Origin of the sequence: Sphingomonas sp. MS122 (assembly GCF_049532975.1) — a bacterium.
Lineage (GTDB): Bacteria > Pseudomonadota > Alphaproteobacteria > Sphingomonadales > Sphingomonadaceae > Sphingomonas.
This window is the reverse complement of the sequence record NZ_CP186695.1, coordinates 2,273,130-2,295,274: the sequence shown is the minus strand read 5'-3', so window position 1 is coordinate 2,295,274 and position 22,145 is coordinate 2,273,130. Positions and strand designations below refer to the sequence as shown.

The window sequence follows — 22,145 nt, the reverse complement described above, 5'->3', positions numbered from 1 at the left end:
GCTGCGCATCCTGGTCGACGCCGACGCCTGTCCGGTGAAGGACGAGGTGTACAAGGTCGCGTGGCGGCGCGAGGTGCGGGTGACGATCGTCGCCAACGCCTTCATCCGCATCCCCGATCACCCGTTGATCGCGCGCGAGGTGGTATCCGACGGGTTCGACGCGGCGGACGACTGGATCGCCGAACAAGCCGGCGCAAAGACGGTAGTGATCACTGCCGACATTCTGCTCGCCGACCGCTGCCTCAAGGCCGGCGCGACGGTGCTGGCGCCCAACGGCAAGCCCTTCACCACCAGCTCGATCGGCGCCGCGATCGCGACGCGCGCGATCATGGCGGACCTGCGCGCGGGCGGCGACCAGCTCGGCGGGCCGCCGCCATTCCGCAAGGAAGACCGTTCGCGCTTCCTCTCCGCACTCGATGAGGCGCTGGTGCGGCTCGCGCGCGGTGCGTGACGAGAACGCATTCGTTCTCGTTGCGAATCCGTGATAATCACGCGCCACCAATCCGGAGGCGCGCATGACCGAAGAGCGGATCACCCACCACGACGGCACTGGCATCAACCTGCATAGCTGGCCCGCGAACGGGATGCCCCGCGCGGTGATGGTGCTCCAGCACGGGTTCAACGCGCACGGCGCCCATCTCGCCTGGGCCGCCGAGCAATTCGCCGCCGCCGGCTTCGCCTGCTACGCCGTCGATCTGCGCGGGCGCGGCAAGTCGGACGGCGAGCGCTTCTTCGTCGACGATTTCGACAAATATCTGTCCGATCTCCAGCTCGCCTTCGACCGTGCGCGTGCCGATCATCCCGGCCTGCCCGTCTTCCTGATCGGCCACAGCGCCGGCGGCGTGATCGCGACCAGCTACGCGTTGCGCCACCAGAGCGAGCTCAAGGGGCTGATCTGCCACAGCTTCGCCTTCCGCGTGCCCGCGCCGCGGCTGGTGCTCAACCTGCTGCAATGGCTGAGCGGCCCCTTCCCGCGGCTCAAGGTGCTCAAACTCAAGAACGAGGAGTTCTCGCGCGACCCCGCCTGGGTGGCGATGATGAACGCCGATCCGCTGATCGCCGACGAGAACCAGCCCGCCAGGACCGTCGGCGAGATGTGGAAGGCCGACAAGACGCTGGAGATCTCGTTCGGGCGCCTCACCCTCCCCGTGCTGATCATCCACGGGACCGAGGATCACGCCACGCTGCCCGCAGGCAGCCAGTTCTTCTTCGACAATGCCGGATCGACCGACAAGACGCTCAAGCTCTACGAAGGGCATTATCACGACCTGCTGGCCGACACCGGCAAGGAAGAGGTGATGGCCGACATCCGCGCCTGGCTCGACGCCCGGCTCTGAAACCGGAGCATTGACGGCGGCCGCCCGCGCCGCCACATGCGCGGCCTGCCGCCGGTCGCGGACCGGCGCCATGTGCCGCCTCTTTCGGGTTTCCGGCCCGCGCATGTCATTTCGAGCCCGCGACAGACCGGAGGTCTCATGGCGTGGCTCATCCTCGGCATCGCCGTCATTACTGAAATCATCTGGGCGCTCAGCCTCAAATGGGCGGCCGGCGCAGCGACGTGGCAGGCGTCGGCGGTCCCCATAACGCTCAGCTTCGTCAACATGGGCCTGCTCGCGCTGGCGATGCGCGACCTGCCCGCGGGCACCGCCTATGCGATCTGGACCGGGCTCGGCGCGGTCGGCGTGATCCTCGCAGGGATCATGCTCTTCGGCGACCGCGTGTCGCCGCTCCAGGCGGGGTTCATGGCGCTCACCATAATCGGCGTCGGCGGGACCAAGTTCTTCGCTCCGACGTGACTTTCCGCCCGCGAACGGGTGACTTTCGCGGGCACCGCCTCTATCATCCGGGTCCGGTGAAAGGGAAACTGCTCTCGATGTCCAAACGATCGCGGCCGCGTGGTATTGCGGCGCTGCCTCTGCTTGCCCTCGCAACCGCCGCGCCTGCGCTCGCGCAGCAGGTGACCGCGCCGCCGCCGGCGACAAGCACCATTCCGGCGCCTGCGCAGAACGCGCCCCAGCCCGCGCCAGTGCAGATCGCGCCAATCCAGGTGCCGCTGCCGACGCTCAGCGCCGAACAGGCCGATCAGGTCCGCCGCCTGATCGTCCAGGGCCGCATCGCCCAGGGCCTACGCTACTCGACCGCCGAGGCGGAGGTGCTTCCCGCCGACGACCAGGGCCTGGTGCGCACCGCACTCGACTATGCCCGTGCGATCCATATCGGCCGGCTCGACGCCGCCGATTTCCAGGAGGATTGGGCGCTGCGCCCGGCGGCATGGGACCCGCTTCCCGGCTTCGCCAAGGCGGTTGCCGACAACCGCATCCCGCAATGGTTCGCCAACCTGACTCCGCCCTATGAGGGCTATGACAATCTCCGCAAGGGCCTCGCCCGCTATCGCCGGATCGAAATCGCCGGCGGCTGGAGCAGCATTCCGGCCGGCCCGGATCTCTCGGTCGGGTCGAGCGGCGCCCGCGTCGCCGCGCTGCGCGCGCGTCTCGCGGTCGAGGATGGGGAAGTCAGCGGCGCGGGCGACAAGTTCGACGCCGCGCTCAAGGAAGCTGTGGTCCGCGCCCAGCGCCGCTACGGCCTCGCACCGACCGGCGTGGTCTCCACCGGCACGCTCGCCGCGCTCAACGTCCCCGTCTCCAGCCGCATCCGCCAGATCATGGCCAACATGGAGCGCTGGCGCTGGATGCCCAAGACGATGCCCACCGACCGCATCCAGGTGAACATCGCTGCGGCGCAGGTCGCTGTGTTCGAGGGCGACCGCCCGGTCATGTCGATGCGCGGCGTCACCGGCAAGCCTGGCGGCGGCGAGACGCCGATGCTCCAGTCGACCATCCACTCGGTGGTGCTCAACCCGCCATGGAACGTGCCCGCCGGCATCGCCGCCAAGGAGTTGTTTCCCAAGGGCGCCGCCTATCTCGCGCGCAACGGCTTCAAGGTGATCGGCACCGGTGCCAGTCGCCGCCTGCAACAGCAGCCGTCGCATTCGGCGCTCGGCAAGTACAAGTTCGACTTCAACAATCCGTTCGCCGTCTATCTGCACGACACGCCGACCAAGGGCACCTTCTCGCGCTACGACCGGCTCGCCTCGCATGGCTGCATCCGGCTCGAGCGCCCGGCCGACCTCGCCCGCCTGCTGCTCGAGGGCAGCGCCGAGTGGACCCCCGAGGCGATCGACGAGGCGCTGGCCAAGGGCGATACCGTGCGCGCCGGCCTGCCCAGCCAGGTCGCGGTCTATCTGCTGTATTGGACCGCTTACGCCAGCAGCAACGGCACCATGAACTTCCGTGGCGACCCCTATGGCTGGGACAAGACGCTCGCGACCAAGATCGAGAAGCGCTCGGCTGCCCAGGCCCTCGCCGCGCGTTAGAGTTTGGCTTCAGCTTTGCTGAAGCGCCGTGCAGCTTGCTGAACCAACAAAAGGAGAACCGCATGAACCGTCGCCTTTCCCTCGCCGCAAGCCTTCTCGCCGCCGCGACGCTCGCGGCCTGCTCGGGCGGGTCGGACGAACCCGCGCCGGCCGCCAACGAGACCGAGAATGTGGTCGAGGTGATCGACGAGGCGCCGGTCCAGAACTTCGTCGAGCCGGAGCCGACGCCGTCGCCCACGCCCTCGCCGACGCCGGTCGTCGAGGACGATCGCCCGACCGATGAGCAGGTGCAGGACGACGCCGACGCCGTCGGCATGACCGCGCGTCTGCCGCGCGAGGAAGCGTCGAACGAGGCCGTGCCCGCCGACTGACATTCCGCATGGTTAATGAAAAACTGGCCAATCGAGGCTCGATGCGCTAGCGCCATAGCCATGGTTTGGAGCGGAAACGATCGCCGCTCGGGGGATATGGCGTGGCGTTCATGGTGGCGCTCCTGATCGGGAGTGCAAGTGTCAGTTCGACCGGCCTGGTGGCCGATACGCGCGTGGCGCCGGGCCAGCATGACGCCGCGGTCGCCCGCACCGTGGGCGGTATGATCAGCTACACGCGCTGGCCGGTCGAGCGCGCCGTGCTCCACATCTGCGTCAGCGGCGCCACCGCCCATGCTGCCGGCCTCGACCGCATCGACAATATGGTCGGACGACAGGTGGAAGCGCGGCGCCTGCCGCCGGGCAATCCGGCGCAGGATTGCGACGTGCTCTATCTCGGCGCGATGGGGGCCGGCGACCGCCAGCGCGTGATGCGCTCGATCCGCGACCGCCCGGTCCTGTCGATCGCCGAGGCCGATCCCGAGTGCCGCGGCGGCACGATCTTCTGCCTGCAGGTGCTGTCCGACCGGATCGGCTTCCGCCTCAGCATCGACGCGGTGTCGCGCAGCGGGGTGCGGATCGACCCGCGCGTGCTGCGCATCGCTTTGCCCGAGGGAGGCGCGCGATGAGCGATGCCGACCGCCTGCCGACGCTGCGCCGCGTGCTCGCGCGCATCCATCTGCGCGTCACGCTGTTCGCGGTCGGTTTGACGGGGCTCACCGTGCTGCTCGCCGGCTTCGCGGCGATCGGCGCTTATGCCGGGCAGAATCTGCACCTAATCGGCCGCTCGGCCGGGTACAGCGCAGCGCCGGCTTTGGTGTTCGACGATCCGGCGGCCGCGCAGCAGAGCATCATGCCGATGCTGGAATCGGGCGTCGCGGAGATCGTGGTGCTGCGCGAGGACGGCACGCCGCTCGCCACGGTCGACCGGCAGGGCGACGATGCCTCGCTGGCACGGATGATCGCCGACCGATTGTTCTTCGCGGCGCCGATCGAGGAACCGGTTACCCATCTCGGCCGGCGAATCGGCACGATCCGCGTACGCGGCGAGGGCAGCGCGATCGCCGCCTATATCCGCGACGGCTTCCTCGGTACCCTGGTCTGCCTGGTGATCACCGGGATCGCCGCCTATATGCTTTCGCGCCGGCTCCGCGCCGAGATCGTCGTGCCGCTCAACGCGATCGCCGAGGTCGCGCACGCCTTCCGCCGCGAGGAAGCGCTCGACCGCCGCGTGCCGCCCGCTTCGATCCGCGAGGTCGAGACGCTGCGCACCGATTTCAACGCGCTGATCGCCGAGCTCACCGACTGGCGCCAGCACATGCGCCGCGAGAACGAGACGCTGAGCCACAAGGCGAGCCACGACGCGCTCACCGGCCTGCCCAACCGCACCAACTTCGAGCGCAGGGGCGCGGAGATGATCGCGGAGGCACGCGCCGGCGACGCGAGCTTCGTGCTGCTCTACGCCGATGGCGACGGCTTCAAGCAGGTCAACGACCGCCACGGCCATGCTGCCGGCGACATCGTGCTGATCGAGGTCGCGGCACGGATCCGCAGCTGCCTGCGCGCGCGCGACATAGCGGCGCGGCTCGGCGGCGACGAGTTCGCGATCCTGCTCGCCGCGCCCAGCGGCAGCGACGCGGCCGAGCGAGTGGCGAGCGAGATCGCCGCGCGCATGGCCGAGCCGATCCAGCTTCCCTCGGGCGAGGCGTTCGCGATGCGCCTCAGCCTCGGTACGGCGATCTATCCGATCGACGGCCGCGATCTCACCGCGCTGGTCAACCACGCCGACGCGGCGATGTACGCGAGCAAGGATTCCAATCGCACGCAGACTCAGGGAGGCTGAGAATCATGTTCTCGTTCATGCGTACCGGCCTGCTGCTCGCCCTTCTCGCGCTCGTCCTGGGCGGGTGCCAGATGTCGAAGAACGGCTCGCGCTTCACGCGCGCGCAGCTCGCGGTGCTGACCTCCGAAGGGTTCGCCGAGACCCAGCGCGGCTGGGAGTTCAGCATCAACGACCGGTTGCTGTTCGCGACCGACGAGAGCGCAGTGCTTCCCGATCAGTCGGCGCGGATCCGCGGGGTCGCCGAGCGGTTGCTCGGCGTCGGCATCCGCCACGCCGCGGTCGAGGGCCATGCCGACGATACCGGCAGCGCCGAGCATAACCAGCGCCTGTCCGAACGCCGCGCGGCGACCGTCGCGCAGGTGCTGGTGAGCGCGGGCTTTCCGGCGGCCGGCGTCTCCACCGCCGGCCTGGGCGAGCGCTTCCCGATCGAGGACAATGGCACCACCGCCGGTCGCCGCGAGAACCGCCGCGTCGTCATTCTGATCACCGCGCCCTGAGCGCAAGGCGCGGTTGACTTTCCCCGCATAGCCGCTATTGGCGCGCCTTCGCTTGGCCGGCTCGTCCGGTCATGCGTGCCGTCCGAGACAGTGGGTGCCCCGGTTCGAACCCGGGGCTTAATCTCCCGCCAAGACGGGGACAGAGATTTATACCGGGTCCTTCCGTGCGATGGAGTGTCCGGGTCAGCCCGCCGGTGCAGTCCGGCCCTGACGATCATGCCCCTCGGACGAGGGGGTCGGGCATCCGCCCGTCCCTCGGCGTAACCGGCTCCAACCATTTGGGTTGGGGTTATTTGAGGAGACCGGCATGGATCGTGCTCAGAAGACCGAAGCCGTTGCCGAGCTGAACCGCACCTTCAACGAGGTCGCCGTGGTGGTCGTCACCCGCAACCTCGGGATGACCGTCAAGCAGTCGACGGACCTCCGCAACAAGGCGCGCGAAGCCGGGGCGAGCTACAAGGTCGCGAAGAACCGCCTTGCCAAGATCGCGATCGAGGGCACCGACTATTCGGTGCTTGCGGACCTGCTCGTGGGTCCGACGGCGCTGTCCACTTCGACCGACCCGGTCGCCGCCGCCAAGGTGGTCGCCGAGTTCGCCAAGACGAACGACAAGATCGAGATCGTCGGCGGCGCGATGGGGACTCAGCTGCTCGACGCGGAAGGCGTGAAGGCGCTCGCATCGCTGCCTTCGCTCGACGAACTGCGCGGCAAGATCGTCGGCCTGCTTCAGGCCCCGGCGTCGAAGCTCGCGGCCGTCACCCAGGCACCGGCGGCCCAGCTCGCCCGCGTGTTCAAGGCATATGCGGAGAAGGAGGCCGCCTGACGGCGGCGTTCTTTCGCGAACATTTTCGAACCAATCTGACCAAAGGAAACTATCATGGCTGACCTGAACGCTCTTGTTGACCAGCTCTCCGAGCTGACCGTCCTCGAAGCCGCGGAGCTCTCGAAGCTCCTCGAAGAGAAGTGGGGCGTCACCGCCGCCGCTCCTGTCGCCGTTGCCGCCGCTGGCGGTGCCGGCGCCGCTGCCCCGGCCGCGGAAGAGAAGACCGAGTTCGACGTGATCCTCACCGGCGACGGTGGCAAGAAGATCAACGTCATCAAGGAAGTCCGCGCGATCACGCAGCTCGGCCTGACCGAGGCGAAGGCCCTGGTCGAGGGCGCGCCGAAGCCCGTCAAGGAAGGCGTGTCGAAGGACGAGGCCGAGAAGCTCAAGAAGCAGCTCGAGGAAGCCGGCGCGACCGTCGAGATCAAGTGAGCCTGAGCGCCGCAAGGCGCACGGGACTCATCCTCGCGCAGGCGGGGATCTCGTTCGGCGAGCGCTACGCTTGCTAGTGAAGGGGGCGGTCCGGCAACGGGCCGCCCCTTTTCGTTGTCGTGTCGATCTGGAGGCGGCGCGGTCCGCCGACACCGGCTCAGGCGTTGACGACCTTCGGCACATAGCGCTTCGCTGCCAATTGCCCGAACCCGCTCGCCGCGCGCTCGACCCAGAGCGGACCGAGCTTGTCGCCGCCCGGCGCCGGCGCGGTGCCGATCATGAAGCTGTCGCGCAGCGTGCGGATGCTGAGGCCGGCATACCATTTGAGCGCCAGCGGGATGATCGGCACGAACATCGCCCTGCCCTGCACGTTCACGACGGGAACCTGATCGCCGGGCAGGCTGACCTGCGCATCGAGCTTATGCACCGCGCCCGGCGCGACGCTGAACGGCTCCGACCCCGTGGCGAGGCGCGCCGCCGAATGGAAGCGCGCGATCTGCGCATCCTGCTCGGCATTGGCGCCGAGCAGCGCGAGCACCGCGCGGATATTGTCCGCCGGTTCGTGTCCGCGATTCTGCACGAACAGCTCGAAGTCGAGCGTCACCTGGCCATCGCGGATCGCCGCGCGCAGCGGCCGGATCTCCGCCACGAGCGGTCCCTCGGGCGGCGCCACTGGCGCGACCGGCGCTGCCGCGACGGGCGCTGGTGATGCTTGCGGCACGGATGCGGCAGACGGCGTCTTGCGCGCGAGCGGCGGCGGGCCGGGCGTCGGTGCCGGCGGCGCGGCTGGCGGAGACGGAGCGACCCCCACCTCGTCTTCGATCGCATCCTCGCGCGCGCGCCGCCGCCGTCCGATCCACCAGCCCGCCAGCCCGCCGGCGACGAGCAGCACCACACCGCCAAGCGCCGGCCAGAACCAGTCCGGAAGACCCGGATCCGCAACGGGGGTAGCGGTCGCGCTCGACGCTGGTGTTGGCTGAACCGGTGCCGGCACGGCCGGCGACGGGCTCTGCGAAGGCGCCGGCGTCGGCGTGGCCGCCGTTGGAGACGGCACGACAGCTGCCGCAGGCGGCTGGGCCGGACGCGGTGCCCTCGCACGCGGCGGCACGGCGGGTGTTGGTGTCGGGATCGGGATCGGGATCGGCTGGACGACCGGCGCCGAGGTCGGCGCGGGCGTCGGTGCCGCCGTCGGCCGCGGCGTCGGCGTCTGGCCGGACGGGGGCAGGCTGAAGTCGCCCACCGGCGGCGTTATGACGACCGGCGCCTGGCTGTCCTGCCCGGCGGCCGGCGCGGCGAGAAGCACGAAGGGGATCAGCGCGGCGCTCGCGCGAAGGGTAAACACGGTCACGCGCGGCGCGTTAGCATGACGGACATGAACCGGGGCACCAAAAAATGCGTGCAGCCGGCCTCAAACAAGGCCCGTCCCACCGTGCGACCGGCGGCGGGACGGGCAGCGCGCTCTCGCCATTCAGACCTTGGCGGGCACGCTATGAAGTCGCGCTTCGATGTCGGCATAGATTGCCGGATCGTCCTGGAGCGCGATAGGAACGAGCTGCTCGCCGCCATTCACGCGCCCGATGGTGAACGCGGCGGCGGTACGCCCCTCGCTGCCGTCGGGCAGGCGGTAGCGCGCGTCGGCGACCAGCACCGGCGTGAAGTCATGGCTGTCCCCCGCGACCGCGTCGACCTGCTGGCGCGGCAGCAGGACCGACGCATTGAGCCGCTTGCCGTCGCCCGGCTCGATGCGTTCGGCCGGAACGACATGACCGGCCGGCGGATTGGTCAGCAGGCGCTCGATCTCCGACGACGCCGCGGCATTGTCGCCCAGCATGAACGCGCCGATCCGCACGTCCTCCGCGGGCGTGTCGCCGGCATTGGCGACGGTGAGCTCGAACGCGACCGTCGCGCCGCGGCTGCTCATCCCAGCCTGGGTCGGCCGCATCGCGAGCTCGAGCTGCGGGCGTCCGCCATGCTGCTTCGCACCGCCGAGCACCGCATCGATATCCGCTGAATCGGGCGTGACCAGTTCGGCATTCTCCAGCGCGGGCTGCACGTCATCGGTCTTCCGGGCAGGCCGGGCCGGCGTCTCGTCGAGCGGGCGCGCGGTTTCGTTGAGCCCGGCCGTTTCCGGCTTGGTCACGAACAGCGGCGCGGCCGCGACCGGATCGGCCGCGCGTGGCGCAGCCGCCGCCGGGACGTCGCGAACCGGCTCGGGCCGGAGCACGGGCTCCGCACGATCACGAACGGGCGCGACGGGCTCGGGCGCGGCGCGATAGTCATAGGCGACCTCTTCATCGCGCGGCCGGCGGCGCAGCAGCAGGAAGGCCGCGAACGCCGCGGCAGCCAGGCCCAGCGCAGCGAGAATCAGCCACACCGAGCTGCCCCCGTTGACCGGCGCGGGCTCTGTCGCGGTGGTTTCCGCGGTGGTCACCGGCTCGGCGGGCGCCGGGGCGACCTCCCCGGGCGGCGGCGTGACCTCAGGCGCGGCGGCAACCGGCGCGGCCGGCTCCGGCGCGACCGGCGCTGCGGGCTCGGGCGCGGCGCGCTGAACCGGGGCCTCGGCGCGCGCCGCTGCTTCGGGACGCTCCACGGCCCGCGTCGGGCGCGCCGGACGAGAGGGGCGCGCCTCGGCGCGTTCGGCGCGGCGCGCGGCGGCGCGTTCCTGCGCCTCCTGCTCGGCCTGCTCGAGCACTCCCGGCGCGATGCGCGTGCGGGATTCGCCGGTCTGCGCGGGTGCGGGAGCAGGTGCGGGCGGCGGGGTCTGCGCGGTCGGTGCCGGCACCGTCGGTGGAGTCACCGTCTCCTGCGCCAGCGCGGTGGAAGGGAGGGCAGCGGCGGCAAGCAGCACCGCGAGCGCCCGGCGATGCGCGTGACGCGCGATGTCCGGTTGGTGGGTCATAACGGGGGGTCAATGAATGGAACCCGGATTTCGCCGCTTAATCCGCGCCAGAATTGCGACGAGCCGTTGACTGTCATCGCCCAGACGAAAATACGTTGCGCGTCCAAAACAAAATATGGGGACAGCTCGCGCCATCCCCATATTACTTTCTTGGTCAACCTGAATATTCGTTCAGGGAACGGTGACCGTCTTAAACTCGATCCCCTTCAACTCGGGAAGCGCCTGAAGCTGCGGCGTGATCACCTTGAGATCACCCACCACCACCAGCGTTAACTTGTCGAGCGGGAAGTTCTTCGCCGCCTCGCTCATCTGCGCCGGGGTCACCGCGAGCGTAGCAGGGACGTACGTGTCCATCCAGTCGCGGGGCAGGCCGAGCGAGTCGCGCGTCGCCATGGTGTTGACCAGCGCGGCGGGCGTCGAGTTCTGGATCACGAACAGACCCGCCATATACTGGCGCATGCCCGCCGCCTCTTCCTCGCCCGGTGGGTTCGTCTGCAGCGTGCGGATCTCGTGAAACACCTCCTTGAGCGCGGGACCGGTGACCGCGGTGGTCACGTCGGCGTTGAAGGTCCACACCGCATTGGCGGGATAGAAGGCGACGCCCGATCCCGGCGAATAGGTATAGCCCTTCGCCTCGCGGATGTTGCGCGTGATGCGTGAGCTGAACGAGCCGCCGAGCAGCGCGTTCGACACGCGCATCGGGATATCCTCGGCGGTGCCCGCGCGCGGCGCCGGATAAGCGATGCTGAAGGTCGATTGCGGCGCACCTGGCCGGTCGATCAGCAACACCTGCGGCCCCGGCTTGGGGGTCGGCGGCAGCGACAGTCGCTCGGGCCCCGCGCCCCAGCCGCCGAACGCCTTCTCGATCGCCGCCTTCACCGCCGCGGTATCGAACTTGCCGGCGATGTAGAGGTGCGAGCGCTTCGCCCCATAATTCGCCGCATGCCACGCCTTGAGCTGCGCAGTGGTATAGGTGCCGAACTGCTGCGGAGTCGGCAGCACGCGGCCATAGGGGTGATCGGTGCCGTAATAGGCGCGGTCGAGCGCCGCATCGGCGAGCGTGCCCGGCTGGCTCAGCGCCACCGCGAGGCGGCGGTTCCAGTTGGCCTTGACGCGCGCGAGCTCGCTGTCGGGATAAGCCGGGCGTTGCGCCACGTCGGCGACCAGCGCAATCGCCTCCGCCGCGCGCTCGGACAGCACGTTGAGCGTCACCGTCGAGCTTTCGAGACTGGCATTGGTGCCGAGCCCGCCGCCCATGTCGGCCGACTTCTGCGCGATCTGCGCACCGGTCATCCCGGCGGCGCCCTCCTTCATCATGTCGACGGCGAGCAGCGCGAGCCAGGTATCCTCGCCCTCATTGACCGATCCGGCATAGGTGACCAGCGACACCACCGCCTTGGGCGCCACGCCATAGGGAACGAGCGTCACCTTCATCCCGTTGGCGAGCGAATAGGTCTCCGACGCCGGAACCGTGAACGCCTTGGGCGCGGGGATCGGCGGCGGGGTCGAGGGAAGCTCCTGTGCGGCAACGGGGCCAGCGATCAGGGCGGCAGCCGTCAGGCTTGCGATCATGCGGCGCATCTTACTTGGCTCCCGCGGGCTTGGCGGCGGCAGGCTGGGCCGCGCCGGGGTCGATGACATAGATCGAGCGGTTGGTCGGGCGCAGATATTCCTGCGCGGTCTTCTGGATCAGCGCCGGCGTCACCTTGGCGAAGCCGTCCTCGATCCCGTTGACCTTGGCGGGGTCGTTGTCGAACAGCGCATAGACCGCGAGCAGGTCGATCAGGCCGATCCGCCCCGTCCCGTCGATCGTCGAGTAAAGCGACGAGCGCATCTTGGTCCGTGCCCGCGCCAGCTCCTCGGCCGACACCGGCTTGGTGCGCAGATCCTCGATCACGCTGTCGACCGCCGCCTTGATCTCGTCGCGGCTGCGATTGGCGTCGTGCGTGAAGTTGAAGCTCCACAGCATCGGGCCCTGATAGTTGAACATCGTACCCAGCGGGAAGTTGATCCCGCCGCCGACCTCGCCCGCGATGCCGGTCTCGGCGACCAGCTTGCGGTAGAGGCGGCTGTCCTGCCCCTTGACCAGCATCTGGTCGATCAGGCCCATCGCATACCATTCGGGCGTGCCGCGCGGCGGAACGTGATAACCCGCCGCCCAGCCGGGCTTGGGCGCGAGCTTGTCGACGCGGCTCCGGAACTTCTCCTCCGTCTGGCGCGGCTCGGAGATGTCGGGGAGCTTGACCGGCGCGGCCTTGGGCATCCAGCCGAAATATTTCTCGACCATCGCGCGTGTCGCCGCATAGTCGATGTCGCCCGCGACCACGAGCACAGCGTTGCTCGGCTTGTAGAAGGCATCATGGAACTGCCTGGCGTCCGCCACCGTCGCCGCCTCGATCTCCTTGAGCTCACCGTAGAAATTGTGGCTGTTGTACCAGTTGGTGTTGGCCAGCATCGGCAGGTCGATCCACGGCCAAGTGCTGTAGGGCTGGTTGAGGACGTTGACCTTGACCTCGTTGCCGACGACGCCCTGCTGGTTCTTGAGCACCTCGTCGTTGATCACCGGGCTCGCCATGCGATCGGCCTCGAGCCAAAGCATGCGCTCGAGCGCGTTGGACGGCACCACCTCGAAATAATTGGTGAAGTCGTAGCGCGTCGATCCGTTGAGGATGCCGCCCGCATTGCTGATGGTGCTGATGTGCACGCCCTTAGGCGCGTTCTTCGATCCCTGGAACAAGAGATGCTCGAACAGATGCGCGAAGCCGGTGCGCTCGCGCGGCTCGATGCGGAAGCCGATGCCGTAATAGACACCGACAGTGACGGTGGGCGAGATCGAGTCCTTCGCCAGCACCACGCGCAGGCCGTTGGGCAACGTGAAATATTGCGTCTCGACCGAAAGCTTCTGCGCGGCGCCCCGGGCTGCCGCGGGCGTCGCCGCCAGGCCGAGCGGCAGCGCCGCCCCGGCCAGCGCAAGCGCCGCCATCCACCGTTTCATCTTCATGTTGATCCCCTCAGCACGACGAACTGTGTTACCTTATCAGTACAGCATCGCACGTAAAGGGCGCTGATATCAGATTCCGCCGGGAACGACCTCGTACCCCGCGGCGGCGAGTTGCCCGCCGAGCGCGCCGACGCACGCCTCGACGAGCGCCGGATCGGTCGCGCGCACCACGAAGTTGGCGCCCGTCCGGCCTTCGCGGAAGAAGGGATAGCTGCCGATCGCCACCCCCGCGAACGCCTTTTCGGTCTCGCCGAGCAGCACGGCGATCTCGCTTTCGGCAACCCAGCAGCCGATCGTCGCGCTTACGACCGGTCGCCCGCCCTCGAGCGTGCCGGTGAGCGCGTCGAGCATCCCCGCGGTAATGTGCGGCACCCCCGCCAGGATGAAGAGATTGCCGACGCGGATGCCCGGCGCGCCCGACATGCGGTTGGGGATCAGCTCGGCGCCCTCGGGCACCCGCGCCATGCGCAGCCGCGCCTCGGTGAGGCCTCCGCGAGTCTCGTAGTAGCGTTCCATCAGCGCGCGCGCCTGCGGGTGGACGACCACCGGCACGCCCAGCGCCACTGCGATCGCATCGACCGTGATGTCGTCATGCGTCGGGCCGATCCCGCCGGTAGTGAAGCAATAGTCATAGCCGGTGCGGATCGCGTTCACCGCCTCGACGATGCGTTCCTGCACGTCGGGCACGACCCGCACCTCGGCCAGCCTTATACCCTGCACGTTGAGCCACACCGCGATCTGCGCGACATTCTTGTCCTGCGTGCGGCCCGAGAGGATCTCGTCGCCGATCACCACCAGGCCCGCGGTCCAGATGCGCTCGCTCATGGGCATCGGCCATAGCGCCCGGCGGCGCACTCGCAAAGCGGGCGCATTTCGCCTATATCACATCGATGACCGAATATGTTGCCGTGACCGCCGACACCAATTTCGCCCGCGACGGGGCGATCAAGCTCTATGGCCCTGAGGGATTCGCCGGCATGCGCGCCGCCGGCCGCCTCGCCGCCGAGATCCTCGACGCGCTGGTGCCGCATGTCGTGCCGGGCGTGACCACGGCGGAGCTCGACGATTTCGTGCGGCAGCGCATGTTCGACGGCGGCGCGGTGCCGGCGACGCTCGGCTATCGCGGCTACACGCACAGCTGCTGCATCAGCATCAACCATGTCGTGTGCCACGGCATCCCGGGGCCGAAGACGCTCAAGGATGGCGACATCGTCAATATCGACGTGACGCCCCTGCTCGACGGCTGGCACGGCGACACCAGCCGCATGTACCTGGTCGGCGACGTGCCGTTGAAGGCGAAGCGCCTGGTCGACGTCACCTATGAATGCCTGATGCTCGGCATCGAGCAGGCCAAGCCCGGCAACACGATGGGCGATATCGGCCACGCCATCCAGAAATATGCCGAGAAGCACCGCTACGGCGTGGTCCGCGACTTTTGCGGCCACGGCCTCGGCCGCGTGTTCCACGACGCGCCCGAGGTGGTCCACGTCGGCCGTCCCGGCACCGGCCCGGAGCTGCGCCCCGGCATGTTCTTCACGATCGAGCCGATGATCAACATCGGCCGTCCCGACGTGAAGCTGCTCGACGACGGCTGGACCGCGGTGACGCGCGACCGCTCGCTCTCGGCGCAGTTCGAGCATTCGATCGGCATCACCGAGGACGGCTGCGAGATCTTCACGCAGAGCCCGACCGGCCTTCACAGCCCGCCGTATCTGTGAGGGCCGGCGCCTGATGTCCGACAGCAAGTTCGAGCGCCACCGCCAGCCCTGGCGGCCGGACGAGGTGCAGAAGCTGCATACGCTCGCGAAGAAGGGCATGGCGCTCAAGGCGATCGCGAAGGCGCTGACCCGCAGCGAGGAATCGGTCAAGGACCGCGCGAAAGCCGACGGGCTGTCGATCGCGAAGCTGCGATAGCGCCCCCGAGCGCGACGAGCTTAACCTTTCGGCATGGATGTACGGCTAGCACGGCCGGATGGACTCGTTCGCCTCGATCGTTGCCCTGCTCTGGCCCGGCGCGCAGGTCGCGGTGTTCGTGCTGGCGCTGGTCACCGCGATCGAGTTGCTGCTCCCGCATGAGAAGCATTCGCTCGCCAGCCGCGTCCCCGGTCTGGTGTTCTGGGCGATCTGGTCGCTGGTCGCGACCTTGATCTATGCCGGACTCAGCGCGTTTCGCGCCAGGCTCGGCATCGCGCCGCTGATCGTCTTGCCTGCGGCGATCTCGTGGACCGGCGCACTGGCGCTGGTCGCCACGCCGCTCGCCGCCGCGCTGGTCAGCGACTTCTTCTTCTACTGGTGCCACCGCGCCCAGCACCGCTGGCTATGGCGCTATCACGCGGTGCACCATTCGATCCGCGAGCTCAACAGCACCAATTCCTTCCATCATTTCACCGAGCCGATGGTCCAGTCGCTGCTGATCGCCCTGCCGGCCAGCCTGATCCTGTCGGAAAGCGCGGCGACCGCGCCGCTGGTCGTGCTGCTGCTCCACCTGCAATCGGCCTATATCCATTCCTCGACGCGGCTGCATCTGCGCCCGCTGCGCTGGCTGGTGGTCGACAACCAGTTCCACCGCATCCACCATTCGCTCGAGCCGCGGCACTTCGACCGCAACTTCGGCGCGATCACGCCGCTCTGGGACCGCCTGTTCGGCACCGCCTATTTCCCCGCGCGCGACGAATGGCCCGCGACCGGCATCGCCGGAATCGATCAGCCGCGCACGCTGCGCGAATGGATCGATCTCCCCTGGCGCTATGGCGGCGAGCCCGTGGCCGAGGCCGCGCCGCTTCCCGAGGCATCGCGCAGCCCGGCCTAGCCCCCGCGCGGCAAAGCGGGCATGGAGCCGCCGATGCCCGCCCCCGCCTTCTTCGACGCGATCATCCTGGGCGCCGGCGCGGCGGGGATGATGTGCGCCGCGACCGCCGGCCAGCGCGGGCGGCGCGTGCTGCTGATCGATCATGCCGGCGAGGTGGGGAAGAAGATCCTGATTTCGGGCGGCGGGCGCTGCAACTTCACCAACCTGCACGTGGCGCCCGACCGCTATCTCTCGGCCAATCCGCATTTCGCCAAGTCGGCGCTGCGCCGCTACACCCAGCACGACTTCCTCGCGCTGGTCGAGCGCCATGGCATCGCCTGGCACGAGAAGACGCTGGGCCAGCTCTTCTGCGACGGCAGCGCCAGGCAGATCGTCGCGATGATGCTGGCGGAATGCGAGGCCGGCGGAGTCGAGGTCGCGCTCGGCCACGCGATCCGCGACGTATCGCACGCTGACGGCGTCTATCGCGTCGCTTGGGGCGGTCGCGAGGCCAGCGCCCCTGCCCTCGTCATCGCCACCGGCGGCCCGTCGATCCCGAAGATGGGCGCGACCGGCTTCGCCTATGATCTCGCGCGCAAGTTCGGCCTCAAGGTGGTCGAGCCGCGCCCCGCGCTGGTGCCGCTGACGCTCGGCGGGGACGAAGTGCTGTTCCGCGACCTGTCCGGCGTCGCCGCCCCGGTCGAGGCGCGCGCGGGCAAGGCGAAGTTCCGCGAAGCGGCGTTGTTCACGCACCGCGGCCTTTCCGGCCCCGCGATCCTCCAGATCAGCTCCTATTGGCGCCATGGCGAGCCGGTCGAGATCGACTTCCTGCCCGATCGCGCCGCCGGCTGGCTCACCGACGCCAAGCGCGCCCAGCCCAGCGCGAGCTTGCGCAAGCTGCTCGGCGACGCTCTCCCCAATCGCCTCGCCGACACGCTTGCCGACCAGCTTGCGCTCGACACCGAACTCGCCAACACGCCCGACAAGAAGCTCACCGAAGCCGAGCGCCGCCTCGCCGCCTGGCGCTTCCACCCCAATGGCACCGAGGGTTTCGCCAAGGCCGAGGTGACGATCGGCGGCATCGCCACCGCCGGCCTCTCCTCGCAGACGATGGAGGCGCGCGACACGCCCGGCCTCTACGCGATCGGCGAGGCGGTCGACGTCACCGGCTGGCTCGGCGGCTACAATTTCCAATGGGCCTGGGCGAGCGGCTGGGCGGCGGGAATGGCGATCTAGGCTGTTCACCCTCGCCCTTCCGCTGCCGAAGGCAGCGAGTGGGAAGGGTGAGGGTGTAGGGAGGAGGCTACTTCGCCGCCGCGATCCAGTCGTCGATCTTCTTCTCGAGCACCGGCATCGGCAGCGCGCCGGTGTCGAGCACCTCGGCATGGAAGGCGCGCGGGTCGAACTTGTCGCCCAGCGCCGCTTTGGCCTTGGCCTTCGCCTTGAGGATCGTCAGCTGGCCGACCTTGTAGGCCAGCGCCTGTCCCGGAATCGCGATGTAACGCTCGACCTCGGCGATCGCGTCGGTCTTGGGCATCGGCGAGTTGGCGAGCATGTAATCGATCGCCTGCTCGCGGCTCCACCCCTTGGCGTGGAGCCCGCTGTCGACCACCAGCCGCATCGCGCGCAGCATCTCGTCGCTGAGGCCGCCCATCCGCTGGTACGGCTCCACCGCGACGTCGAGGTCCTTGTACAGCGTCTCGGCGTAGAGCGCCCAGCCCTCGACGAACGCGGTGTTGCCGCCGAAGCGCATGAACGCCGGCAGCGCCGCATTCTCCTGCGCCAGGCTGATCTGGAAATGATGTCCCGGCACTGCCTCGTGCAGGTACAGCGTCTCCATTCCCCAGATGTAGCGCACCGGCAGGTCGTGGGTGTTGTAGAAGAATACCCCCGGCCGCGATCCGTCGGGCGTGCCCTGGACATAGCTGCCCGCGGCATCGCCCTCGGCGCGGTAATCGGGCACCGGGCGGATCTCGAGCGGGGTCTTGGGGATCAGCGAGAACTGCTCGCGCACGCGTGCGTCGACGCGCTTGCCGATCGCCTCATAGCCCTCGCGCAGCGCCTCGGCGCTCTTGGGCTGGAACTGCGGATCGGTGCGCAGGAAGGTGAAGAACTCGGCCAGCGTGCCCTTGAACCCGACCTTCGCCTTCTGCACCTCCATCTCGGCGAGGATGCGCTTGACCTCGGACAGGCCGAGATTGTGCACATAATCGGCGCTCAGCGGCAGCGTCGTGTTGCTCTCGATCGCATAGTCGTACACCGCCGCGCCGCCGGGCAGCGCGGACGTTCCGACGCTGTCGCGCGCCGCCGCGAGATACTCGTTGGCCAGGAAGTCGCGGATGCGCTGGTGCGCCGGGATCAGCACGTCCTTGACCTGCGCCGCATAGGCCGCGCGCAGCCGCGCCTGATCGGCCGCGCTCACCCCCTCGGGAAACGTCTTCACCGGCGCGTAGAACACCGAGCCCTCGACGCCCTGCGCGATCAGCTTGTCGAACTGGCCGATCATGTTGCGCACGACGAGCTTCGGCTGGACGATCTTGCGCTTCATGCCTTCGCGGAACAAGCTGATCACGCGGTCATAGGTCGCGGCATATTCGACGTTGCGCTTCAGATTGTTCTCATAGTCGACCACCGTCTTGAACGGCGCCGCCCCCTGTCCCGACGCGAAGTCGGGGTAGAAGGTCTGGAAGCCGTTGAAGTGGTCGATCGGCAGATATTTGGTGACGCCGAGGATCGCCGGGCGGAAGCCCTTGAGTCCACGCTCCTGGTCCGCCTTGAACACGTCATAGGCGATGCGGTTGACCGGGTTGAGCTTGGCGCGGTCGATGCGCTTCAGTGCAGCGAGGTCCGCCTCGGCCGCCGCCTTCTCGGCCGCGTTGAAGGCGTCGGTATAATAGTTGCCGAGCCGGTCGGCGTAGCGCAGGTCGCCGCGGAAGATCGCCTGTAGCGGCTGGCGCTTGAGCAGCGCTTCGTCGCTGTCGTGGAACAGCTTGCGCAGCCGCGCGTCCTCCGCGCTCTCGCCCGGCTGCGCCGCGGGCGGCGGAACCTGCTGCGCCGGCGCGGCGGAAACGGCGGTGCTGGCGAGCAGCGTGGCGAGAAGAACGGTGGCGAAGCGCATCGGTAGAGTCCCCGGTCAGGTGTTATAGCGAACCGCTACACCTCCGCTCCGCCGCTCGCAAGGCTGCCCCGCAATCGCGCATCATTTGCCGTTGACTGCCCAATTGTTAGGCAGGCGCCGGTGCGCCGCCGTCGCCCGCCCGCGGATTCCTGCGGCGCGGATTCTTGGCACGGCTCGTGCAACCCGCGCGCCGAGGGGCGTTTCGCTTGATCCTTGTCCGTGCCTTCGCCCGCATCAACGCGGGACCAGGCAAGCCGGGACGAGCGCGCGCGACACCAGGGCCCATAAAGCAGGGGAACGACAGGCCGTGAAAAAGATCGAAGCCATCATCAAGCCGTTCAAGCTCGATGAGGTGAAGGAGGCGCTGCACGAGGTGGGGGTGTCGGGGATCACCGTGACCGAGGCCAAGGGGTTCGGGCGCCAGAAAGGGCATACCGAGCTCTATCGCGGCGCCGAATATGTCGTCGACTTCCTGCCCAAGGTGAAGCTCGAGGTGGTGGTCGAGGACGCGCTGACCGACCGCGTGGTCGAGGCGATCGCGACCGCTGCGCAGACCGGCCGCATCGGCGACGGCAAGATCTTCGTCACCGCGGTCGAGACCGCGCTGCGCATCCGCACGGGAGAGCGCGACGACAACGCCATCTGATTTGACGCACTGCAAAAATTTCACGAAACTGCGCTGCGGCGCAACATGATTCTCCGGCACTTGCCGGTACTGACAAGCGAGAGAAAGGGGCTTGGTTCCAATGGCTAATTCCGCCGCCGACATTCTGAAGATGGTGAAGGATCAGGAGATCGAGTGGATCGACCTGCGCTTCACCGACCCCAAGGGCAAGTGGCAGCACCTGACCATGGTCGCCGGCGTGCTCGGCGAGGACGAGCTGACCGACGGCCTGATGTTCGACGGTTCGTCGATCGAGGGCTGGAAGGCGATCAACGAGTCGGACATGATCCTGAAGCCGGATCTCGACGCCGTCTGGGTCGATCCGTTCAGCGCCACCCCGATGCTGATCCTGGTGTGCGACATCGTCGAGCCCTCGACCGGCGAGCTCTATGCCCGCGACCCGCGCTCGACCGCGAAGCGCTCGGAGGCCTATCTCCAGTCGCTCGGCATCGGCGACACCGTCTATGTCGGTCCCGAGGCCGAGTTCTTCATGTTCGACGACGTCCGCTTCGAGAACAGCTATTCCACCAGCTATTACGCGCTCGACGATATCGAGCTGCCCGGCAACTCCGGCAAGGAGTATGAGAGCGGCAATATGGGCCACCGCCCGCGCGCCAAGGGCGGCTACTTCCCCGTCGCGCCAGTCGACAGCGCCGTCGACATCCGCGGCGAGATGGTTTCGACCATGCTCGAAATGGGCCTGCCCTGCGACAAGCACCACCACGAAGTCGCCGCCGCGCAGCACGAGCTCGGCCTGACCTTCGGCACGCTGGTCCAGACCGCCGACCGCATGCAGATCTACAAGTATGTCGTGCACCAGGTCGCGCATGCCTATGGCAAGACCGCGACCTTCATGCCCAAGCCGATCAAGGAAGATAACGGCTCGGGCATGCACACCCACATGTCGATCTGGGACGGCGGCAAGCCGCTGTTCGCGGGCAACGGCTATGCCGGCCTCAGCGAGATGTGCCTCTATTTCATCGGCGGCGTGATCAAGCACGCCAAGGCATTGAACGCCTTCACCAACCCGACCACCAACAGCTACAAGCGGCTGGTGCCGGGCTATGAGGCGCCGGTGCTGCTCGCCTATTCGTCGCGCAACCGCTCGGCCTCGTGCCGCATCCCGTACGGCGCGGGCACCAAGGCGAAGCGCGTCGAGTTCCGCTTCCCCGACGCGCTGGCGAACCCCTATCTCGCCTATGCCGCGCTGCTGATGGCGGGCCTCGACGGCATCCAAAACAAGATCCACCCGGGCGACCCGATGGACAAGAACCTCTATGACCTTCCGCCCGAGGAACTGGCCGAGGTGCCGACCGTGTGCGGTTCGCTGCGCGAGGCACTCGACAGCCTGGAAGCCGACATGGACTTCCTGCTCAAGGGCGACGTGTTCAGCAAGGACCAGATCGACGCCTATATCGAGCTCAAGCGCGGCGAAGTCGCACGCTGGGAGATGACCCCCAGCCCGGTCGAGTTCGACATGTACTATTCGGCCTGATCGCCGATCCGTTCCCAAGCGCCGCCCCCCCCGGGGGAAGCGGCGCCGGACAGCGAGACGCCCGGACCTGTGAGGGTCCGGGCGTTTTCGTGCGGGTCGTTCGATCCTCGCGCTCGACAGGTTGCGCCCCCGGAATATAGTCGCATCGAGGGCGCATCGCCGCACCTTCCGGGGGAGAGAAGACCATGTCCGTCGAGATCGAGCGAATGCTCCAGGATGGATTGGGGCATCCCGTTCACATTGCCAATGCCGGGCTGGTTCTGCTCCACCCTTATTTCCCGCTCCTCTTCGATCGGCTTGGTCTGCTGACGGCGGGCACCGACGGCCAGCCCCATATGGGAGGCCCGGAGGCGGCGTCGCGGGCGGTGCATCTTCTCCAATATCTCGTCACCGGCCGGCTCGACACCCCCGAGCCGGAGCTGGCACTCAACAAGCTGCTGGCCGGAATTCCGCTTTCCGCACCGGTCGCTCCGGCGATTGCCGTCGTCGAGACCGATCTCGAAATCTGCGGCGGGCTGCTTGCTGCCGTGATCGCCCACTGGCCGCAGATGCGGGACACGTCGATCGATGGCCTGCGCATTGGCTGGCTGCAACGCGAAGGCCGGATCGAGCCCGGGGAAGATTTCTGGCGTCTTACCGTCCAGCGCAGGAGCTACGATGTCTTGCTCCAGACGCTGCCCTGGAGCTTCACGCTGATCCGTCACCGCTGGATGCCGCACCTCATCGACGTCACCTGGGACTGGTAAGCCGAGGCCGACCACCAGAGTGTGACCAAAAAGTCGCGAAATTCAGCGCCGCGAAACTGTAATATATTCGACCCCGAAGAGTCATCGAAACCGCACCC

General features: G+C 68.2%; 23 protein-coding genes. 17 read left to right on the top strand and 6 right to left on the bottom strand.

Annotated features, from left to right (window positions below; genetic code table 11):
* Nucleotide 1: 1 nt before the first annotated feature.
* The 10 genes from ACO227_RS10995 to rplL all read left to right on the top strand — a co-directional run bounded on the left by ACO227_RS10995 (nucleotide 2) and on the right by rplL (nucleotide 7,336).
* Entirely contained in the window at nucleotides 2–451 is a 450-nt protein-coding gene (locus ACO227_RS10995) for a YaiI/YqxD family protein (RefSeq protein WP_423607333.1), read from the top strand.
* 64 nt (nucleotides 452–515) lie between these two features.
* Nucleotides 516–1,337: a lysophospholipase gene (locus tag ACO227_RS10990; protein WP_423601890.1), complete on the top strand. Its 822-nt coding sequence runs from the start codon at nucleotides 516–518 to the stop codon at nucleotides 1,335–1,337.
* Nucleotides 1,338–1,475: 138 nt separating this feature from the next.
* Nucleotides 1,476–1,796 (top strand): DMT family transporter, encoded by a 321-nt coding sequence (locus ACO227_RS10985; protein ID WP_423601889.1) that lies wholly within the window; start codon nucleotides 1,476–1,478, stop codon nucleotides 1,794–1,796.
* A gap of 161 nt (nucleotides 1,797–1,957) precedes the next feature.
* On the top strand, nucleotides 1,958–3,373 hold the full coding sequence (locus ACO227_RS10980) for a L,D-transpeptidase family protein (protein ID WP_423601888.1): 1,416 nt from the start codon (nucleotides 1,958–1,960) through the stop codon (nucleotides 3,371–3,373).
* A 62-nt stretch (nucleotides 3,374–3,435) separates the two neighbouring features.
* Complete coding sequence (locus tag ACO227_RS10975) at nucleotides 3,436–3,744, top strand: hypothetical protein (RefSeq protein WP_423601887.1); 309 nt, start codon at nucleotides 3,436–3,438, stop codon at nucleotides 3,742–3,744.
* Nucleotides 3,745–3,854: 110 nt separating this feature from the next.
* Nucleotides 3,855–4,370 carry a YfiR family protein gene (locus ACO227_RS10970; protein WP_423601886.1) on the top strand — a complete coding sequence of 172 codons (516 nt, stop codon included), beginning with the start codon at nucleotides 3,855–3,857 and terminating at the stop codon, nucleotides 4,368–4,370.
* A complete protein-coding gene (locus tag ACO227_RS10965; protein WP_423601885.1) occupies nucleotides 4,367–5,584 on the top strand; it encodes a diguanylate cyclase domain-containing protein in 1,218 nt (405 codons plus the stop codon). Before ACO227_RS10970 ends, ACO227_RS10965 begins: the two co-directional genes overlap by 4 nt.
* A gap of 5 nt (nucleotides 5,585–5,589) precedes the next feature.
* Nucleotides 5,590–6,081, top strand: coding sequence for an OmpA family protein (locus tag ACO227_RS10960; protein WP_423601884.1), 492 nt, complete (start codon nucleotides 5,590–5,592; stop codon nucleotides 6,079–6,081).
* A 307-nt stretch (nucleotides 6,082–6,388) separates the two neighbouring features.
* Complete coding sequence (gene rplJ / locus ACO227_RS10955) at nucleotides 6,389–6,904, top strand: 50S ribosomal protein L10 (protein ID WP_423601883.1); 516 nt, start codon at nucleotides 6,389–6,391, stop codon at nucleotides 6,902–6,904.
* 54 nt (nucleotides 6,905–6,958) lie between these two features.
* Nucleotides 6,959–7,336: a 50S ribosomal protein L7/L12 gene (rplL, locus tag ACO227_RS10950; RefSeq protein ID WP_423601882.1), complete on the top strand. Its 378-nt coding sequence runs from the start codon at nucleotides 6,959–6,961 to the stop codon at nucleotides 7,334–7,336.
* A 157-nt stretch (nucleotides 7,337–7,493) separates the two neighbouring features.
* Here rplL and ACO227_RS10945 read toward each other — a convergent pair whose 3' ends face one another.
* The 5 genes from ACO227_RS10945 to ACO227_RS10925 all read right to left on the bottom strand — a co-directional run bounded on the left by ACO227_RS10945 (nucleotide 7,494) and on the right by ACO227_RS10925 (nucleotide 14,061).
* Nucleotides 7,494–8,684 carry a hypothetical protein gene (locus ACO227_RS10945; RefSeq protein ID WP_423601881.1) on the bottom strand — a complete coding sequence of 397 codons (1,191 nt, stop codon included), beginning with the start codon at nucleotides 8,682–8,684 and terminating at the stop codon, nucleotides 7,494–7,496.
* Nucleotides 8,685–8,804: 120 nt separating this feature from the next.
* Nucleotides 8,805–10,235, bottom strand: coding sequence for a hypothetical protein (locus ACO227_RS10940; RefSeq protein ID WP_423601880.1), 1,431 nt, complete (start codon nucleotides 10,233–10,235; stop codon nucleotides 8,805–8,807).
* A 171-nt stretch (nucleotides 10,236–10,406) separates the two neighbouring features.
* Nucleotides 10,407–11,816, bottom strand: a complete 1,410-nt coding sequence (locus ACO227_RS10935; RefSeq protein WP_423601879.1) for a M16 family metallopeptidase — start codon at nucleotides 11,814–11,816, stop codon at nucleotides 10,407–10,409.
* Between the two features lies 1 nt (nucleotide 11,817).
* Nucleotides 11,818–13,236 carry a M16 family metallopeptidase gene (locus ACO227_RS10930; RefSeq protein WP_423601878.1) on the bottom strand — a complete coding sequence of 473 codons (1,419 nt, stop codon included), beginning with the start codon at nucleotides 13,234–13,236 and terminating at the stop codon, nucleotides 11,818–11,820.
* A gap of 69 nt (nucleotides 13,237–13,305) precedes the next feature.
* A complete protein-coding gene (locus tag ACO227_RS10925) occupies nucleotides 13,306–14,061 on the bottom strand; it encodes a competence/damage-inducible protein A (RefSeq protein ID WP_423601877.1) in 756 nt (251 codons plus the stop codon).
* Nucleotides 14,062–14,126: 65 nt separating this feature from the next.
* Between ACO227_RS10925 and map the strand changes: the two genes are divergently transcribed.
* The 4 genes from map to ACO227_RS10905 are packed head-to-tail and all read left to right on the top strand — an operon-like array spanning nucleotide 14,127 to nucleotide 17,260.
* Nucleotides 14,127–14,954, top strand: a complete 828-nt coding sequence (map, locus tag ACO227_RS10920) for a type I methionyl aminopeptidase (protein ID WP_423601876.1) — start codon at nucleotides 14,127–14,129, stop codon at nucleotides 14,952–14,954.
* 13 nt (nucleotides 14,955–14,967) lie between these two features.
* Entirely contained in the window at nucleotides 14,968–15,150 is a 183-nt protein-coding gene (locus ACO227_RS10915; RefSeq protein WP_343518784.1) for a hypothetical protein, read from the top strand.
* Between the two features lie 58 nt (nucleotides 15,151–15,208).
* Nucleotides 15,209–16,045: a sterol desaturase family protein gene (locus tag ACO227_RS10910; protein ID WP_423601875.1), complete on the top strand. Its 837-nt coding sequence runs from the start codon at nucleotides 15,209–15,211 to the stop codon at nucleotides 16,043–16,045.
* Between the two features lie 33 nt (nucleotides 16,046–16,078).
* The gene (locus tag ACO227_RS10905) at nucleotides 16,079–17,260 is read left to right on the top strand and encodes an NAD(P)/FAD-dependent oxidoreductase (protein ID WP_423601874.1); all 1,182 of its coding nucleotides are present in this window, start codon (nucleotides 16,079–16,081) and stop codon (nucleotides 17,258–17,260) included.
* A 67-nt stretch (nucleotides 17,261–17,327) separates the two neighbouring features.
* Here ACO227_RS10905 and ACO227_RS10900 read toward each other — a convergent pair whose 3' ends face one another.
* On the bottom strand, nucleotides 17,328–19,142 hold the full coding sequence (locus tag ACO227_RS10900) for a DUF885 domain-containing protein (RefSeq protein WP_423601873.1): 1,815 nt from the start codon (nucleotides 19,140–19,142) through the stop codon (nucleotides 17,328–17,330).
* 307 nt (nucleotides 19,143–19,449) lie between these two features.
* Between ACO227_RS10900 and ACO227_RS10895 the strand changes: the two genes are divergently transcribed.
* From ACO227_RS10895 to ACO227_RS10885, 3 genes are all read left to right on the top strand, one after another.
* Complete coding sequence (locus ACO227_RS10895; RefSeq protein ID WP_265118857.1) at nucleotides 19,450–19,788, top strand: P-II family nitrogen regulator; 339 nt, start codon at nucleotides 19,450–19,452, stop codon at nucleotides 19,786–19,788.
* Between the two features lie 100 nt (nucleotides 19,789–19,888).
* Nucleotides 19,889–21,301: a type I glutamate--ammonia ligase gene (gene glnA / locus ACO227_RS10890; protein ID WP_423601872.1), complete on the top strand. Its 1,413-nt coding sequence runs from the start codon at nucleotides 19,889–19,891 to the stop codon at nucleotides 21,299–21,301.
* Nucleotides 21,302–21,486: 185 nt separating this feature from the next.
* Nucleotides 21,487–22,047, top strand: coding sequence for a contractile injection system tape measure protein (locus tag ACO227_RS10885; RefSeq protein WP_423601871.1), 561 nt, complete (start codon nucleotides 21,487–21,489; stop codon nucleotides 22,045–22,047).
* The last annotated feature ends 98 nt before the right edge of the window (nucleotides 22,048–22,145 follow it).

Excerpts from the sequence above, each read along its gene's own strand:
- ACO227_RS10990 (WP_423601890.1), top strand. The coding sequence starts at position 516 with ATGACCGAAGAGCGGATCACCCACCACGACGGCACTGGCATCAACCTG.
- ACO227_RS10985 (WP_423601889.1), top strand. The coding sequence starts at position 1,476 with ATGGCGTGGCTCATCCTCGGCATCGCCGTCATTACTGAAATCATCTGG.
- ACO227_RS10975 (WP_423601887.1), top strand. The coding sequence starts at position 3,436 with ATGAACCGTCGCCTTTCCCTCGCCGCAAGCCTTCTCGCCGCCGCGACG.
- ACO227_RS10970 (WP_423601886.1), top strand. The coding sequence starts at position 3,855 with ATGGTGGCGCTCCTGATCGGGAGTGCAAGTGTCAGTTCGACCGGCCTG.
- ACO227_RS10965 (WP_423601885.1), top strand. The coding sequence starts at position 4,367 with ATGAGCGATGCCGACCGCCTGCCGACGCTGCGCCGCGTGCTCGCGCGC.
- ACO227_RS10960 (WP_423601884.1), top strand. The coding sequence starts at position 5,590 with ATGTTCTCGTTCATGCGTACCGGCCTGCTGCTCGCCCTTCTCGCGCTC.
- rplJ (WP_423601883.1), top strand. The coding sequence starts at position 6,389 with ATGGATCGTGCTCAGAAGACCGAAGCCGTTGCCGAGCTGAACCGCACC.
- rplL (WP_423601882.1), top strand. The coding sequence starts at position 6,959 with ATGGCTGACCTGAACGCTCTTGTTGACCAGCTCTCCGAGCTGACCGTC.
- ACO227_RS10940 (WP_423601880.1), bottom strand. The coding sequence starts at position 10,235 with ATGACCCACCAACCGGACATCGCGCGTCACGCGCATCGCCGGGCGCTC.
- ACO227_RS10935 (WP_423601879.1), bottom strand. The coding sequence starts at position 11,816 with ATGCGCCGCATGATCGCAAGCCTGACGGCTGCCGCCCTGATCGCTGGC.
- ACO227_RS10930 (WP_423601878.1), bottom strand. The coding sequence starts at position 13,236 with ATGAAGATGAAACGGTGGATGGCGGCGCTTGCGCTGGCCGGGGCGGCG.
- ACO227_RS10925 (WP_423601877.1), bottom strand. The coding sequence starts at position 14,061 with ATGAGCGAGCGCATCTGGACCGCGGGCCTGGTGGTGATCGGCGACGAG.
- map (WP_423601876.1), top strand. The coding sequence starts at position 14,127 with ATGACCGAATATGTTGCCGTGACCGCCGACACCAATTTCGCCCGCGAC.
- ACO227_RS10915 (WP_343518784.1), top strand. The coding sequence starts at position 14,968 with ATGTCCGACAGCAAGTTCGAGCGCCACCGCCAGCCCTGGCGGCCGGAC.
- ACO227_RS10910 (WP_423601875.1), top strand. The coding sequence starts at position 15,209 with ATGGACTCGTTCGCCTCGATCGTTGCCCTGCTCTGGCCCGGCGCGCAG.
- ACO227_RS10905 (WP_423601874.1), top strand. The coding sequence starts at position 16,079 with ATGCCCGCCCCCGCCTTCTTCGACGCGATCATCCTGGGCGCCGGCGCG.
- ACO227_RS10900 (WP_423601873.1), bottom strand. The coding sequence starts at position 19,142 with ATGCGCTTCGCCACCGTTCTTCTCGCCACGCTGCTCGCCAGCACCGCC.
- glnA (WP_423601872.1), top strand. The coding sequence starts at position 19,889 with ATGGCTAATTCCGCCGCCGACATTCTGAAGATGGTGAAGGATCAGGAG.
- ACO227_RS10885 (WP_423601871.1), top strand. The coding sequence starts at position 21,487 with ATGTCCGTCGAGATCGAGCGAATGCTCCAGGATGGATTGGGGCATCCC.